The organism is Rheinheimera sp. (genome assembly GCF_036782235.1).
Classification (GTDB): Bacteria; Pseudomonadota; Gammaproteobacteria; order Enterobacterales; family Alteromonadaceae; genus Pararheinheimera.
Window position 1 is genome coordinate 363,062 of sequence record NZ_DAIPZL010000001.1, and the last position, 16,327, is coordinate 379,388.

Sequence of the window (16,327 nt, forward strand, 5' to 3'; positions counted from 1 at the left end):
ACTGTGCGCCGCAGTACATTACCAGAATAGTGCCATTAAGCCGTGCAAAGGCAGCCAAACAAAGCATAAAAAAGGAGCTGAATTCAGCTCCTTTTTTTAATCTTGCCACTGTTTTGGCACTGGTTCAGGCCGATAATCAGCGACAACAGCTTTTATTTTTTCGCCTGCAGATAAGCAAGCAAGCCGTAATGGCGCAGGTTGTGCCATAAATTTTGCCAGCTAAAACATAAACGGCTTTTATAAAACAAGGGCCGGTTCACAGCTTGTTTCTGATGTGGGTTGATCAGGCTTTCAAATTCCAGCTCTGGCCGAAACGGTAAAGGCTGCACGCCCATCACGTCAATGCCTAAATCAAAGCTGTATTGCAGTTGCACGTCCACAGGGCGGTAAAAGGGCTGCATCTTCTCAAGCAGTAATTTTGCGCCTGCTAAACTCACCGCCTGCGCCACAGTCGACACCGGCATTTTCTGATAATGCACCAGCGAAAAACCATGAGCCATAGGCTCACGCTGTAACACAGGTTGTTGTTTATTCGGCATCGCCAGTTTCAGATAATGCCAAGGCTGCTGCAACTGACGGATAGCATCCACTAATGCCGCTAAATCACACTGCAGAATAAAATCGTCTTCGAGAATAATGGCAAAGTCGAGCTGCTGCGCCACAATTTGCTGCCAACACCAGATGTGACTGATATAACAGCCTTTTTCACCAGGGCGCAGCATTTTGTGGTAATGCTTTTTATTGAGTTCCAGCGAATAATACTGGCTGAGCTGCGCTTCGCTCATCACCCGGCCGTCAGCGGCGCTGATGCGCTCCACCACAATGTCCGGGTAAGGCGCAAACTGTGCCACCGCATGCTGATAACGCTCGACCGACTGGTCGAGGTTAATCACAAAAACTTTCATTTTCATGCAACAAGCGCCCGGCTCAACGCCACAGATCCGCAACCCACTGCACTGGCAGCACACGGCGGTACCATTTGCCGCTGACGCCTAAAATGGCATCAGGCGGGTTTGGTTTGCCGTGGAAAGCAACAATTTTGGCGCCTTCAGGAATAGTGGCAGGTTTAAAGAAACTCATAATGCCTTTTGGCATACAGTGGCGTTTAAAGCTGACACACCAGCCGGCCGGCCAGTATTGCAACTTGCCTTGTTTGTTCAGATAACTGGTGACATATTCCTGCTCGTTACGCACAGAAGCCAGAACTTTGTCTTTGTTATTCTTCAGGTTTTCGATTAAATCGGCATGGGCGCCAATGTTAAAACGGTACACTGAGGTGTTGCCGGTTTCATCTTTTTTGTCCCACTCTTTAATGACACGGAACTCGCCTTCAGGCTCAAAAAAACAATCGATATTGCCAACTATCACCACGTCCAAGTCGATAAACAAAGTCGGGCCTGTTAAATCGTATAAAGGGTCGGCAAAACTGGTGACTTTTAACCAGCCGTGACCAAAACTCCATGGCTCGCGGTTGTCAAAATCGGCAAAACCTACTTTAGGAATATCTTTTACTTCCACTTTGCTGGCATCAATACCTTCGGCGTCATCTGTCAGACAGATAAAACGAAATGGTAATGTCAGGTTGCGGCTGACCATGTTGTACAGCTTGTTTACGTAATCCGGGCCGTATTTTTTGCCCCATTTGATACACAGAATATTGACTTGGCTCATAACATTTCCCGTTTTAACGCCTGTAACCGCTGTTTTTATGCAGTGTGACGTGCAAGTTTATCATAAGAAAAACAAAATCTACGCTGGAATTTCTCTGTGCTACTACAAGAGCAGCAGTAACACAAGCGGCAATACTGGCAGCAGCAGCGCTATTCAGGGCATACTGCAAAATAAAGCGGCATTGTGCCAGTCTTGGCTGACAACCGGCTGAATCCACTCAAATTGCAGCCGCATTTGTTTAGTTTGAACTGCAGCCGCAACAATCACCGCCTCAGGGGCAAAAGCATGAACAGAAGACAATTTATCACCATCAGCACCCTCAGTGTTGCCGGTTTAGCCCTTGGCGGCACAGTGCTTGGCAATGGCAGGAATTTTGATTTAACTGAGCTTTATCAAAAACTTAAAAGCCTGCAAGGCAAAACTCTTGCGAGCAGCGGCGACTGGAACCCAGCGCAAATCTTCCGACACTGCGCCCAGAGTATTCAGGGTTCTTTAACAGGTTTTCCGCTGCAAAAATCGCCGTTTTTTCAGCACACAGCCGGCAAACTGGCGCTTTTTAGTTTTAAAGCAGCAGGCGCTATGACGCATCCTTTGGCAGAGCCTATTCCGGGCATGGCGGCACTTGAGCCTAACGAGGATCCACAACAGGCGCTGACTGCACTGCTGCAAACGCTGGAGCTGTTTATTCAGCACAGCAGCACAGGTGCTACCTTAGCACCGCATTTTGCTTATGGCGCTTTAAATACCACCGATTATCAGGCCGCCCACTGGCTGCATCTGCACAATCATTTAAGTCAAATAAGCATTTAAGCCAAATCACTGTCATTTAAAGCTTTGGTAACAACTGGCCTTAAGAAAAACAAAAAACCAGCCGCAGCTGGTTTTTTGCAGCCAATTCAGCACTTAATGCCCGGCAATTTGCATCTGGCCAATCAGCACTGAACCTGTTAACACACCACCTCTTTTATCCACGTCGTTGCCAATGGCGGCTATGTCAAAAAACATGTCTTTGAGATTACCGGCAATGGTGATTTCCGACACCGGATACTGAATTTGGCCATGTTCCACCCAAAAACCGGCGGCGCCACGCGAATAATCACCTGTCACGCTATTCACACCCTGGCCCATCAGTTCGGTTACCAATAAACCTGTGCCCATATCTCTGAGCAGCTGGGCCAAATCGGCGTTGCCATGGCTGACCATCCAGTTATGAATACCACCGGCATGGCCTGAACTTGGCAGCCCCAGTTTGCGGCCGGAATAGCTGGTGGTCAGATACTGATTCAGCACACCATCAGTGATGATCTGGCGGTCGCGGGTTTTTACCCCTTCACTGTCAAAAGGACTGCTGGCCAGGCCGCGTAATAAGTGCGGTTGTTCAATAATATTCACTTTTGACGACAACACCGGCTGGCCGACTTTATCCAGTAAAAAACTGGATTTACGGTAAATAGCACCGCCGCTAATCGCCGACACCAAATGACCAAACAAACTGCTGGCAATGTCGGCGCGGAAAATGACCGGCACTTTTTGCGTGCCCAGTTTGCGGCTATTGAGCCGGTTTACGGTTTCCAGCGCAGCTTCACGGCCTACCTGCGCCGGGTCAAGCAACAAACCCAGTTCGCGGCTGACGGTGTAGCTGTAATCGCGCTGCATATCGTCGCCTTCTTCACCTATGACAGAACAGCTGAAACTGTGACGGCTGCTGGGATAACCCACCAGCTGACCATGGCTGTTGCCATACACTTTTAACCCCTGATGGGACGAAAAGGACGCGCCGTCAGAGTTGGTAATACGGGAGTCTGTGGCAAAAGCAGCTTCTTCAGCCGCAATACAAATGGCAATAGCCTGCTCGGTGCTGATATCCCCCGGATGAAATAAATCCAAATCCGGTGGTGAAAATTCCAGCGCGTCTTTATCAGCCACGCCGGCGCAAGGATCTTCTGAGGTATAACGGGCAATGTCTATTGCCGCTTCTACGGTGCGTTTCAGTGCAGCCGGGCTTAAATCGGCGGTTGAGGCCGAACCTTTGCGCTGGCCAACATAGACACTGATACCAAGGCCACCATCCTGATTAAATTCAACAGTTTCCACTTCACCATGACGGGTTTCTACACTTAAACCCCGGGTGCGGTTCATCGAAGCTTCGGCGCTGCTGGCGCCCAGTTGTTTGGCATGTGCCAGCACCTGGCTGACTGCGGCTTTGACTTCGTCAATTTCTTGCCAAATGGTAGGAGAATTGCTGCTCATCGCTGATTTTATTTCCGTTTGTCACGCTTTGGCGCAAGCTTATCACAGCCTTGCCAACCCTGCCGCAGCTTCAATGCGACGCAGCAGGGCTTTTTTGATATACTTGCCGCAATTTTATGGTGGAAAAAACAGACTTATGGCAGATATTACCGATTTTACCCATGGCGACGACTGGGACCGCGAAGAAGGCAAAAGCAAAACTCAGATCAAAAAAGAAATGCAGGCCCTGCAGGAACTGGGTGAAGAGCTGGTTGCCTTAAGTGCCGCCAACCGCGCTAAACTCCCGCTGGATGCCGAATTACTGGACGCGCTGCAACTGGCTGACAAGCTGGTGCGTAAACATGAAGCCTTGCGCCGTCATATTCAGTTTATCGGCCGCTTAATGCGCACCCGCGATTTAGAACCTTTGCAACGGGCTCTGGCTGTGGTGCGTAATACCAACCAGGCCGCGACCCGCAAATTCCACCTGGTGGAAGACTGGCGCGACAAGCTGATTGCCAGCAACGACGCCCTGACCGAATTTGTGGCTGAATACCCTGAGGTGGATGTACAGCAGCTGCGCACGCTTATTCGTAACGCCAAAAAAGAACAGGAAAAAAACCAGCCGCCTAAAGCTTTCCGCGAGCTGTTTCAGCTGATCAAACCTTTTATTCTGGAAGAATAATGAAGGCTGTTGCCCTCTGAACACTGCAGGGCTAAGCACCAATAAAAAACGCCTGATAAATCAGGCGTTTTTTATTTTGAAGCAACGGCTTAAGCAGTTGTTTAAAAGCTACAGCTGAATTTGCCCCTGCAGATACATTACCGCTTGCCCCGACACCAGCACTCTGTCTTGTTGTAATTCACAGCGCAATACACCACCGCGTTTGGATGCCTGATAAGCCAGCAGCTCAGTTTTACCCAGCTGCGCCGCCCAATAAGGCGCCAATCCGGCGTGAATAGAGCCTGTGACCGGATCTTCATCACCACCATTGGCCGGCCAAAAATAACGGCTGACAAAATCGTATTGGCCTTCTGCAAAACCAGTGCCTGGTGCAGTCACCACCACATCCCAGGGGCCAAGCTGTTTTAATAACTGCATGTCCGGTGTTAAAGCGGTCACAGTGGCAGCGTCTTGATAAACCGCAAACCAGGCCTGCTCACTTCGCAGCACTTGCACAGGCGTGGCACCAAGACCTTTTAATAAAGCAGCAGGCACATCAGCCACCGGCAACGCAGGGCGCTCTGGGAAATTCATCTGCAGCCAGTCGCCTTGTTTTTTTACCGTTAAATCGCCAACAACTTTGGTGCTAAACCTAAGTTCCGTGAGTTCAGGCTTTAACTGAAACAATACAAAAGCCGAAGCCAGGGTGGCGTGGCCACAAAAATCAATTTCAGTGATTGGTGAAAACCAACGGATAAAATAATGGCCATCAGCAAGTTCAAGCAAATATGCTGTTTCCGACAGATTGTTTTCCTGTGCTATCGCCAGCAGTTCAGTGTCACCGAGCCAGGCACTGAGCGGCACCACAGCTGCGGCATTGCCACTAAAGCGTTGGTTGGTAAAAGCATCCACCTGATAAATTGCCAGTTTTTGCATTATGCCTCCAAAAGCGTCCGGCTCTCTCTGCCGCTCTGTAAAGTGACGGCACCTCTTGTCAAATCATCCGTCAGATTGTGTTTATCAAAAAAAACGGCTGATTAAATCAGCCGCTTTAACACTAAATCGACGCCTACCCCTTTGATTTTGCTGAGCAGCTTTTTCACCTGCTCAGGGTAGTCCCGCATCATTTCTATCTGGGTGTAATGACGGATGGTGCTGGTATTGGCCAGAATAATCTGTTGTTCATGCTGCAGTTGTGGCTGCAGCTGTCCAAGCTCGTCGTCTACCAGAATGCCATTTTCAAAATCCAGCGCAAAAGCACGGGGATTCAGGTTGTGGCCGGTAAACAAATGCCGCACGCCATCCACACTGATACCTTTGAGATGATAACTGTTGTCTTCATGGCGCCATAACCGCACATCAAGCAAACCGGCATCAATGAATTTTTGGTTGTTTTTCACAAACTTGCGCAAAATAGTTTCGTACAGATAAGGTAAACCACCAATACGGTTAAACTTTTGCCCGGGCGGAATATAAAAGTCGTTGGCCGTTTTATCACCGACCACAATACAAAGTTTCACACCGCGTTTTAAACATTTGCGCAGCGCTTTGGCCAACACTGGCGGCGGATTAAAATAAGGGGTGTAAATTAATACTTCGCGTTCGGCCAGCGCCAGCATCGCCAGAATACTTTGATTCAGCTGGTTATTCAGCCGCCCCATCCCCATCAGCAAGCTGGCATTTAAAGGCCCGGGCTGCGACTGCCCTTTGAGCAAATAACGGCAACTACGGGCATGTTTTAACCAGCTGCGGTGTGCCGTTTTATAAGCCTGGGCTATGTCCTGCTCAGGTGCCAGCAAACTCTGCACTACATCCAGATTACCCAATGCTTCCTGATGGCCAGCGGCAAATGCATCGGCCAGCTGTTTATTGTCAATCTGCAGATAACGGTCGGCACGGTAACGTTGTTGTTCGGCCAGATAAATGTTGTTCAGCGAAGCGCCGCTGTAAAACAGGCTGTCATCAAACACAAAACCTTTTAAATGCAGCACACCAAAAAGCTCGCGTTTTTTTACCGGCACACCATAAATATGGATTTGTTCTTTATATTCAGCGGCAATAGCACGGTAGAAGTCGGCATTGGTGCGGCCGCCACTCTGACCAATCAAACCCCGGCGGGCGCGGTGAAAATCAACATACACCCGCACATCCAGTGCCGGATTCTGCTGTTTGGCCTGATACAAAGCCCGCAAAATTTGTTCACCCGCCTCGTCGGCCTGTAAATACAAAGCTGTGATCACAATACGCTGACGCGCTTGTGCTATCAGTGCCAGCACCCGCTCTTTATATTCAGTGGCAGAACAAAATACCTGCACTGCAGCAGCATCAATAGCGGTTCGGGGTAAGGCGGCCAGACGGCGTTTGTTCAGCAAATTTTGTAACATAAGTTCGATCTGTTCTCGTGGATAATGCAGCCGCCTTGCGGCTGACAGCGAGATAACTGAAGTCTCTGCGTTTTTATAGTCGGGCTATTATGTGCGAAATAGCCTGCTTAGGCAAAAGGTTGGCGTTGTCCGGCTTATTTTTGCGTCTGAAATAGCGCGGCAACAGGGTGAATTCCGGCGCTCGGCAGACAAAAAACTTAAGCGTCAGAGCGGAATATGCCATACTCGGCGCCAGCAATCGAACCTCCAACCCTGATGTTTGTACTTATGAAACAGCTTCAAGTTTTTGTTGTGCTGCTGGCCTGCGCCCTGCCAGGCGCTGAAGCCGCAGTTTATAAATGTGAAAAAGACGGTGTCACCACCTTTAGTCAAACCCCTTGTGGTCAGGACGCCCAAACTACCGACTACACCACTGTTGGCCAGCAGCGGGAAAACAAACCCACTGTCGTGGTGAAAAAAGACCCAAACGAGGTGGATCTTTACATTCAACAGCGGCAACTGAAACGCAAAATCCAGCAGCTGACGAAAAAGAAAGAAGACAAAATTGCCGAACGTAATAAAGAAATGAACGCCATTCGCGACAAACAAATGACGGTCAAAAACAATGAAGTGGCAGGTGCCAGTTATCTGCAAAGTCTGGCGCAGGAAATGGCCGCTGTGGTGCAGGCCTACGACACTGAAATTAAGTCTATCGACGGCGAGATCCTGCAGTTACAACAGCAGCTGGATAAAACCCAGCCTTAAGCGGCCAGGTGGCGCAGCTTTTGATGCGCTTTTTATGTTAACCAATAGCACCTCAACAGCAAGACAAACAACAAAAAAGCCAGCTATTGCTGGCTTTTTTGTGCGCATGGCCTGATAAATCAGGCGGTGCCGCCCACTGTCATGCCATCCAGTTTTAAGGTTGGCTGGCCCACACCTACAGGCACACTCTGGCCTTGTTTGCCACAAACGCCAACGCCAGTGTCCAGCGCCAGATCGTTCCCCACCATAGACACTTGCTGCATGGCTTCAGGGCCATTGCCAATCAGGGTAGCGCCTTTAATTGGCGTGGTGATTTTGCCGTTTTCAATTAAATAAGCTTCACTGGCAGAAAACACAAACTTGCCGCTGGTGATATCTACCTGGCCACCACCGAAGTTGGGCGCATAAATGCCTTTTTTCACCGATGCAATAATTTCTTCCGGCTCGTAGTCGCCGGCCAGCATATAGGTATTGGTCATCCGTGGCATGGGCAAATGGGCAAAAGACTCACGCCGGCCATTGCCGGTCGGCGCCACATTCATCAGCATGGCGTTGTGTTTATCCTGGATATAACCTTTCAAAATACCTTTTTCAATCAGAACGTTATGCTGACTCTTTGTGCCTTCATCATCAATATTCATTGAACCACGGCGATGGGCCAAAGTGCCGTCGTCCACTATGGTGCAGTGTTTGGACGCTACTTGCTCGCCAATACGGCCGGAAAAAGTTGAAGCCCCTTTGCGGTTAAAATCGCCTTCCAGACCATGGCCTACGGCTTCGTGTAATAACACACCTGGCCAGCCTGAACCCAGCACCACCGGCATCATGCCGGCCGGCGCGTCCACCGCCAATAAATTTACCTGCGCCTGACGCACCGCTTCGCGGGCATAGCCCATCCAGCGGGGTTCACCGTTCACCAGTTCAGAAAAATAACTGTAATCGGTGCGGCCACCACCACCGGCACCACCGCGCTCACGCCGGCCGTTGTCGTTTAATAACACCGAACAATTCAGCCGCACCAGCGGACGGATATCAGAGGCATAAGTGCCGTCGCTGGCCGCCACCAGCACTTCTTCATAGACACCGGACAGGCTCACCATCACCTGCTCTGCTTTGGCATCCAGGCTGCGGATAAAAGCTTCAATCTGATGTAAAAGCGCTACTTTTTCAGTGTTCCCAAGGCTTTGCAGCGGCTCTACCGGCAGATAAATCTGGCTGTTGCCGGATTTTTTAAACGCCTGCACCTGACCCTGCTGACCCACAGCAGCAATACCACGGGCGGCACTGGCCGCCTGTTTTAATGCAGCAGCGGAAATATCGTCGGCATAGGCAAAACCGGTTTTTTCGCCGCTGATGGCCCGAACCCCAACCCCTCTTTCAATATTAAAAGAGCCGTCTTTGACCAGACCATCTTCCAGCCCCCAGGATTCGTGCACACTGGACTGAAAATATAAATCGGCATAATCCAGCTGATGTGAAAACAGATAACCCAAAGTCTGATTCAGATCGGCGGCAGTTAAGTCACTGGCCTCAATCAGGTTCTGTTCAACGGTCTGCATAATGACGGCATTATTCATAAAAGCTCACTTAAAAAACGGTTATGCTCAGCCAGCGGCATACGCTGACGAAGACTAAAAACTTGTTGTAAATCAATATCAACACTGATTGCCCCCACGGCAGTGCCGGCATCGGCCAGCACCAGACCCCAGGGGTCGATAATTAAACTGTGGCCATAAGTTTGGCGGCCATTGGCATGAGTGCCGGTTTGTGCCGGCGCTATGACAAAACACTGGTTTTCAATGGCGCGTGCTCTGAGCAGTGTATGCCAATGTGCCTCGCCCGTCACTGTGGTAAAGGCAGAAGGCAGCGCCAGCACATTCATACCTGCGTTGCGCTGCGCCTGAAATAAACCCGGAAAGCGCATATCGTAACAAATGGCCAGGCCCAGCTTCAGCTCGCCTAAATCGGCCACTGTCACTTTATTACCAGCCTGAGTTTTCGCCGATTCCAGATAACGGCCTGTGCTGTCGGCCACTGCAGCATCAAATAAATGAATTTTCTGATAATCGGCAATCAGCTTGCCAGCTGGTGTAAACAACAGGCTGCTGGCAGCAAAACGCTGAGGATCGCTGGTGGTGGTTGGCAAGGTGCCCACCAGCAGATAAGTGTCAAACTCTGTCGCCAGTGCCGCCAATTGCTGCTGCAGCGGGCCCTGACCTAACGGCTCCTGCAACTCTAAGTTCGCATCGGCCGCACCATCAAAACATAAAGCCCCTTCGGGCAGCACCACAAGCTGCTTCAGCCCTGCTGGTTTTTGCGCAAGTGCCAACAGCTGGGTCCGAATCGCCTGAAGGTTTTGCTTTGCATCAGGCTGACTGCACATTTGCAGCGCCACCAACCGCCACTCTGATGCAGCCGCTTTACGGTCTCTCTGTTGCTGCGGGCTTGGGTTCATCAGCCTGGCTCCTGCTTAAATTGATACGGGATCTTGCCATGCGCTGCCGACGACTCACTAACGGCAGCATCCTCAATCGGCTTTGTCTGTGCCGGCTCTATTTCGGGCTTGGCTTCCGGCTTGAATTGCGGCTCTGCTTGTGGCTTAGCTTCCGGCATCAGCGGAAACTCTTGAAAACTGTCGCTGGGTGTTGCCGGTGATAGATCCTGCAATAATTCGCGTTTTAACGGCACAGGAGCCGCCGGGTCGGCTGGCAACAAAGGTTGTGGCTCAGGCGCGGTTTTGGGCAGGGTAATTTGTTTACTGTCCCTTTTCACTTCGGTGACCACAGGGTTGTCCAAATCGCCGGTCACAGTAAAATTAATTTTTGAAATCACTTCAGCCGACTGGAACATTTCGTCCAGCGCATAAGCCGCAACACCAGAAACCGGATTGACCATCCAGGCCAGAATCACCGGAATACTGGAGGTGACTTTGGGCGAAAAGCTCATCTGATAATCCAGCTGCCGTGCTTTTAAATTGGCAAAACCACGCATTTCAATGTCACCGGCGGCACCAATAACTTCGGTATTATTGGTATAAGCCACACCTTCGGTCAGCGTCATGCTGCCACTCATTTTGCTAAAGAAAAAACCTTTGGCAAACACATCCCGAAAATCCAGTCTGAGCTTACGTACCAGCGAATCTAAACTTAACAACGAAAATATCCGTGCGCCGCCGTCACTGACATCCGACAAAGAACCATCGCCAAACTGCCAGCTCAGCTCACCATTCAGACTGTGCCGGTTCCACTGAAATGGCGCGCCCTGCCAGGCCATATCGCGAAAGCTCAGCTCTGCTTTGCTGCCGGCCAAACTGCTGCTGATATCGTATTCACTGAGCAACTGACCAAAAGATGGGCTGCTGAGCTTACCGCTGAAACTGGACTGGCCTATGTGCTGATCCCGTTGCCACTGACCGCTGATGTCCCAGCGATGTCCCTGATAATTGCTGTTAAAACGCTGCAGTGTCCAGCTTTGGCCATCACTGACACTTTTCAGCTTTAATTCACCCAGCCGGAAATGACCAATGGTGCATTGCTGACAGTGAAGCTCAAGCGGCGGTAACTCAGCCAGCCAGTTCATCGGTGTCAGTTTGGCAAAAGCCTCAGCTTCCAGCGCGGCATAATCGGGTTTTTCCGCGCTGTCCGGATCTAACAATAAGGCAGCCTTTAACTCAGCTGCGGCTAAGTCTTTGGCTTCCTGCTCAGCAAACACCAACGCCAGCCGTTCCAGGTTGGCTTGAATGCCCTGGTTTTCCGAATCATGAAACAGCTGCAAGCTGCCTTTGGCTTCAGTGGCAGTTAAATCCAGCAACCAGTGATCACTCTTTGGCACAAAACTAAAATTGGTTTTGTGTAAAAACACATCATCAAATAAATGCAGCTCGGCCACTTTGCCACTGACCAGCGACAAAGGCGGCATGATGTTGTTGTCGTCGCTGGCTGAACTGATTTGTTGTTGGATCAGCGTCAGCCAGGGCACAAAGTCGGCTTTGGCCAAATCCAGCTCAATTTCAAAACCCGGTTTAAGCTGCGCACTGGCCTGGCCCAGGCTTAATAAAGCCGCGCTGATCTGGCCGCTGTCCTGCTCCAGCCGCGCCAGAAAACGCAAAGCATCACCGTATTTTAACGTGATATCCGAGCCTTGCTGATTGCCTTTGGCTTCAATCAGCACAGTGGCACCATCAGCCGGTGTTTTGCCAAAAGGATCGGGTAAGCGCAGCTCAGCCGCAGCTAAATCCACCAGTACAGTCGACTGATAAGAAAAGCCTTCATCCGGCAACTTGATATCCAGCTGCCAGTCAAAAAATGCCGTGCCTGTGCCCAGTTCCTGCCAGGGCTCTGCCACCAAAGCCAGCAGTTTGCCGGTTTCATGTTCACCTTTGGCGGTTAAATTCAGCTGATAACCATCCTGCTGCTGGGCACCTTTTAAACTGGCAAGCAGTGGGATGCCCTGACTGACCAGTTTCAGCTGCTCACTGCTGATTTGGTCGTTGATAAAGCTCAGCCGCCCTTCCACCTGTTCGACCGCAACTGCCGGGGCTTTGATGTGCAAATTATTGGCAAAAAAATCGACGTCGCCACGGGCCACCACACCGGCTTCTTTTAAGCCAATATCCAGCCTGACTTTGGCATCCACCAGACCGTCCACACCGAGATAATCCAGGGTTGCACCCACTGAACCACTGAGTGGGGATGCCAGCATCAAAGCTGTCACCCCTTCAGCTCTGGTCTGGGTTTGAATATCTATCAACAAGGTGTCGGCGTGAAATAAATCCGGAATACTGGCGGTGACACCGTCATTGAGCTCCAGCTCAAACAACAAACCGGCCTGACTCTGGATCAACATCGAGGCGTTTTCAAATAACAGCTCAGCGCGCATCTGTTTGATATCAGGCCAGTTCGCATCAAAAGAAAACTCAGCGTTGTCGACCAGCGCCAACGCCTGAAACTTGCCTTCACCACCACGATAAGGAAAATCAGCAAAAGCGCCCTGCCAAAGCACTCTGGCATGCGGAATATGGCCACTGATAAGCGCCGGGCGCAGATAATCAATGACAGACTGCGGCATATGCCGCACCGGAAAATAATGCTGTGCGTCGGCAACAGGCACAGAGCGCAGCTCGGCCAGCAGCGTCATGCCGGCCTTATCACCAAGCTCAAGCACCATTTCGGTATCCAGCTCCAATTCCGGGTGACGCAATGCCAGCCGTGGAATTTGCACCCGCCATTGCCCGTCCTGCTGCAGCACTTCCAGCTGCCCACTGAGCTGCTGATAAGGGGTGGCACGACTAAAAGCGTCCCCCCAGCGCAGCTCACCATCCTGGGCGGTTAAATCAAGGCGGATATAATCTTTGCTGGCGCTAAAGTGGCCACTGATCCCGGTTAAACCCGGCACGTCGTCCACAGGTTTTGACGTTAAATCAATAAAATCGCCACCTAAAAACCAGCCGTTGTCACTAAGGCTGAGTGCCAGCTGGGTTAATCTTGCGTCTGCTTCAAAAGCCAGAATGGACTGTAAAGCTGATAAATCTTCCGCCAACAAACGCGCCAGTGGCACCATGGCAGACAGCTGAAACTGCTGCAGCGCGCCACTGTACACCCCTTGTTCGTGCGACAACTGCAGCTGTAAGTCGTGCCAGCTTTGTTCGCCACTTTGCAGCGTTAAAGCAGAGGACGACAACAACCAGCCTTGGGCTGTTGGCCGCCACAACAACTGCCCTTGTCCCAGACTCAGCTGCTCAGTTTTGCCTTCATGGCGCCACACCAGCCGGTTCTGCGCCAGCTGAATTTGAATTTGTTGCAGGCTGCCGGCTTCAATATCGCCCCATGCCTGAAAGTTAATATCGGCGCGGCTAAGTTTTTTACTTTGTGGCAGCAGTTGTTCAAACCAGGGCAACACATCCAGCTCGCGGCTGGACAAATACAGTTGCCCCCGGCTTTTTGCTAAAGTTTCACCATATAAATCAAGTACAAAAGAACTGGTATTGGTGGTGACACCATGGATGGCGACCTCACCTGAGCCTTGATGACGGCGACCTTCATTGCGCCAGGCCAGCCGCGAAATGGCAATCACAATATCGGGAGTAAATTCACTTTTCAGCCGCAGTTCGCTGTCTACCAGCGTAAAGTTTTTCAGCTGTCGGAATAACAGTTGTTCAACGGCACCCAGTAGCGGTTCGTCGCTGCTGCTATCGTTTTTTTGTGGTAATAACTGCCGGCTGTCGAGCTGGTATTTCAGGCCACTGAGTTCAAAATGTTCAGCTTTTAATGACAAACTGCTGAGGCTGCCCCAAAAATCCAGCCGGATCCGGGTTTCACCCACCTGCAACAGCGGCTGGCCCTTGCCATCCTGCACTGCCACCCGCTGCAGCAATAAAGCCGGGCCACTGCTTTGCCAGCCTGCACTGAGCTGGCCAATCTGTACTTTGGCACCGTAGCGATCGGCAATCAGTTGTTCAATATCGGTTTTATAACCTTCAGCGTAAGGCAGGCCAAGACGCAGCAGCGTCACTACTGTGGCCAATAATACCAGCGCCAGCGCCAGCAAAGGCCAGCCATGGTGCAGGCATAAAAACGCAAAACGCTGCAGTTTTTGCACTACATCATCACCACATCAAACTGTTCCTGGGTGTACTGTGGCTCTATCACCACACTGATTTGTTTACCAATAAACACCTCAAGTTCCGCCATGCTGTGATATTCGTCATTGATCAGCGCATCTTTAACGGCAGGCGAAGCGTACACGGTAAATTTGTCAGCGGCATAAGCGCGGTTCACCCGGACAATTTCACGCAGAATTTCAAAACAAACAGTTTCCACTGTTTTTAAGGTGCCCCGGCCATCACAGACCGGGCATTCGGTGCAAAGCACATGCTCTAAACTTTCGCGGGTGCGTTTGCGTGTCATTTCCACCAAACCCAAGGCAGAAAAACCATGAATATTGGTTTTGGTTTTATCCCGCGCCAGCGCCACTTCCAGGCTGTGTAACACCCGTTTTTGGTGTTCTTCACTTTGCATATCAATAAAGTCGATAATGATAATGCCGCCTAAATTACGTAGCCGCAGCTGCCTCGCTATGGCCTGAGTGGCTTCGATATTGGTGTTAAAAATGGTTTCTTCGAGATTACGATGCCCAACAAAAGCGCCGGTGTTAACGTCGATGGTGGTCATGGCTTCGGTTTGGTCGATAATGAGGTAACCCCCACTTTTGAGCGGTACTTTTCTATCCAGCGCCCGCTGAATTTCGTTTTCCACATCAAATAAATCAAATACCGGCCGCTCCCCCGGATAATATTCCAGCTTGGGTGTCATGGTTGGCACAAATTCTTCGGTAAAAGCGTGTAAGGCCTGATACGTTAGTTTGGAATCAACCCGCACCCGCTCTAAGTCGCTGCCAACAAAGTCCCGCAGAATACGAAAAGCCAAAGTTAAATCTTCATATAACATGGCTTCTTTGCGGTGTTTTTGTTTGCGTTTCTGAATTTTGCTCCACAGCTGTTTTAAAAAACGGGCATCCTGCACCAGCTCAATTTCACAGGCGCCTTCGGCAGCGGTGCGCACAATAAAACCGCCGTTGTCATCATCAAGGCAGCTGCTGACAATGTCTTTTAAGCGCTGACGTTCTTCTTCACTTTCAATGCGTTGTGACACCCCAACATGAGGCGAGCCTGGCATAAACACCAGATAACGGGAAGGTAAGGTAATGTCAGTGGTCAGGCGCGCGCCTTTGGTACCAAGTGGGTCTTTCACCACCTGCACCAGTAAATATTGGCCTTCATGCACCAATAAACGGATGTCTTTGACGGCACTGACTTTCATTTCAATGTCGCTGGCGTCGCGCTGCACTATGTCGGATGCGTGTAAAAAAGCGGCTTTATCCAGACCAATATCGACAAAAGCGGCCTGCATGCCAGGTAATACCCGGCTGATTTTGCCGATATAAATATTGCCAACCAGGCCATGCTTGGCCTGACGTTCAATATGCACTTCCTGCAACACGCCGTTTTCAATCAGCGCCACCCGGGTTTCGCTTGGCGTGACGTTTAATAACAGTTCTGCACTCATCAGTTATCCTGCAGCTTGGTCAGCAGTTGTGCGGTTTCGTATAAGGGTAGCCCGACCACCGCAAAATAACTGCCGGCAATTTTTGGAATAAAACGCCCGGCCAGCCCCTGAATACCATAACCACCGGCTTTGTCGGCCGGCTCGCCGCTGTGCCAGTAGTCCAGCATCTGCTGCCTGGACAATTCACAAAACCACACCTCGGTTTTGACAGTATCCGACCAGATCTGCGGCTCTGTCGCCAATGCTATCGCGGTGTACACCTGATGCTGCCGGTTGGACAACAACGACATCATCCGTAAAAAGTCGGTTTGATCGGCAGGCTTCCCCAGCACTTCACCGTCCACCACTACAATAGTGTCGGCACCCAGCACCGGCAGTTTGTGACTGCCCTGTTGTGCAGCCAGGCCGGCAGCGGCCTTTTGCCTTGCCAGTCGCAGCACATAGTCGGTGGCGGCTTCACCGGGCAATTGGGTTTCGTCGATATCACCGCGCACCAGCTCAAACTCTACCCCAAGCTGGGATAACAGTTCACGGCGACGGGGAGATGCAGAAGCAAGGGCTATTTTGAGCAT

The 16,327-nt window shown here is 50.8% G+C and carries 13 protein-coding genes; 3 read left to right on the top strand and 10 right to left on the bottom strand.

Annotated elements, in window-relative coordinates; genetic code table 11:
- Positions 1 to 152: 152 nt before the first annotated feature.
- Both V7P87_RS01535 and V7P87_RS01540 read right to left on the bottom strand, forming a co-directional pair.
- A complete protein-coding gene (locus V7P87_RS01535; protein WP_333795851.1) occupies positions 153 to 911 on the bottom strand; it encodes a glycosyltransferase family 25 protein in 759 nt (252 codons plus the stop codon).
- Positions 912 to 927: 16 nt separating this feature from the next.
- The gene (locus V7P87_RS01540) at positions 928 to 1,671 is read right to left on the bottom strand and encodes a hypothetical protein (protein ID WP_296297829.1); all 744 of its coding nucleotides are present in this window, start codon (positions 1,669 to 1,671) and stop codon (positions 928 to 930) included.
- A gap of 285 nt (positions 1,672 to 1,956) precedes the next feature.
- Between V7P87_RS01540 and V7P87_RS01545 the strand changes: the two genes are divergently transcribed.
- Positions 1,957 to 2,481 carry a DUF1569 domain-containing protein gene (locus V7P87_RS01545; RefSeq protein WP_333795852.1) on the top strand — a complete coding sequence of 175 codons (525 nt, stop codon included), beginning with the start codon at positions 1,957 to 1,959 and terminating at the stop codon, positions 2,479 to 2,481.
- Between the two features lie 93 nt (positions 2,482 to 2,574).
- On the opposite strand, the gene pmbA is transcribed toward V7P87_RS01545, so the two are convergent.
- Positions 2,575 to 3,921 (bottom strand): metalloprotease PmbA, encoded by a 1,347-nt coding sequence (gene pmbA, locus V7P87_RS01550; protein ID WP_333795853.1) that lies wholly within the window; start codon positions 3,919 to 3,921, stop codon positions 2,575 to 2,577.
- A 136-nt stretch (positions 3,922 to 4,057) separates the two neighbouring features.
- On the opposite strand from pmbA, the gene yjgA reads away from it, so the two are divergent.
- Entirely contained in the window at positions 4,058 to 4,585 is a 528-nt protein-coding gene (yjgA, locus tag V7P87_RS01555) for a ribosome biogenesis factor YjgA (protein ID WP_260655450.1), read from the top strand.
- 108 nt (positions 4,586 to 4,693) lie between these two features.
- On the opposite strand, the gene V7P87_RS01560 is transcribed toward yjgA, so the two are convergent.
- Both V7P87_RS01560 and pssA read right to left on the bottom strand, forming a co-directional pair.
- Positions 4,694 to 5,500: a PhzF family phenazine biosynthesis protein gene (locus V7P87_RS01560; protein WP_333795854.1), complete on the bottom strand. Its 807-nt coding sequence runs from the start codon at positions 5,498 to 5,500 to the stop codon at positions 4,694 to 4,696.
- 101 nt (positions 5,501 to 5,601) lie between these two features.
- Complete coding sequence (gene pssA / locus V7P87_RS01565) at positions 5,602 to 6,948, bottom strand: CDP-diacylglycerol--serine O-phosphatidyltransferase (protein ID WP_333795855.1); 1,347 nt, start codon at positions 6,946 to 6,948, stop codon at positions 5,602 to 5,604.
- Positions 6,949 to 7,215: 267 nt separating this feature from the next.
- Here pssA and V7P87_RS01570 point away from each other — a divergent pair, with 267 nt between their 5' ends.
- Positions 7,216 to 7,692, top strand: coding sequence for a DUF4124 domain-containing protein (locus V7P87_RS01570; protein ID WP_333795856.1), 477 nt, complete (start codon positions 7,216 to 7,218; stop codon positions 7,690 to 7,692).
- A 119-nt stretch (positions 7,693 to 7,811) separates the two neighbouring features.
- Here the strand turns inward: V7P87_RS01570 and tldD are convergent, their stop codons facing one another.
- Genes tldD through V7P87_RS01595 form a run of 5 tightly spaced genes read right to left on the bottom strand, consistent with a single transcriptional unit; the run spans position 7,812 to position 16,327 of the window.
- Positions 7,812 to 9,251, bottom strand: a complete 1,440-nt coding sequence (gene tldD, locus V7P87_RS01575; protein WP_333795970.1) for a metalloprotease TldD — start codon at positions 9,249 to 9,251, stop codon at positions 7,812 to 7,814.
- Between the two features lie 14 nt (positions 9,252 to 9,265).
- Positions 9,266 to 10,147: a carbon-nitrogen hydrolase family protein gene (locus V7P87_RS01580; RefSeq protein ID WP_333795857.1), complete on the bottom strand. Its 882-nt coding sequence runs from the start codon at positions 10,145 to 10,147 to the stop codon at positions 9,266 to 9,268.
- Positions 10,147 to 14,289 (bottom strand): YhdP family protein, encoded by a 4,143-nt coding sequence (locus V7P87_RS01585; RefSeq protein ID WP_333795858.1) that lies wholly within the window; start codon positions 14,287 to 14,289, stop codon positions 10,147 to 10,149. The genes V7P87_RS01580 and V7P87_RS01585 overlap by 1 nt, the downstream gene beginning before the upstream one ends.
- Entirely contained in the window at positions 14,289 to 15,755 is a 1,467-nt protein-coding gene (gene rng, locus V7P87_RS01590) for a ribonuclease G (protein ID WP_333795859.1), read from the bottom strand. The genes V7P87_RS01585 and rng overlap by 1 nt, the downstream gene beginning before the upstream one ends.
- Positions 15,755 to 16,327 carry a Maf family protein gene (locus tag V7P87_RS01595; RefSeq protein WP_333795860.1) on the bottom strand — a complete coding sequence of 191 codons (573 nt, stop codon included), beginning with the start codon at positions 16,325 to 16,327 and terminating at the stop codon, positions 15,755 to 15,757. Before V7P87_RS01595 ends, rng begins: the two co-directional genes overlap by 1 nt.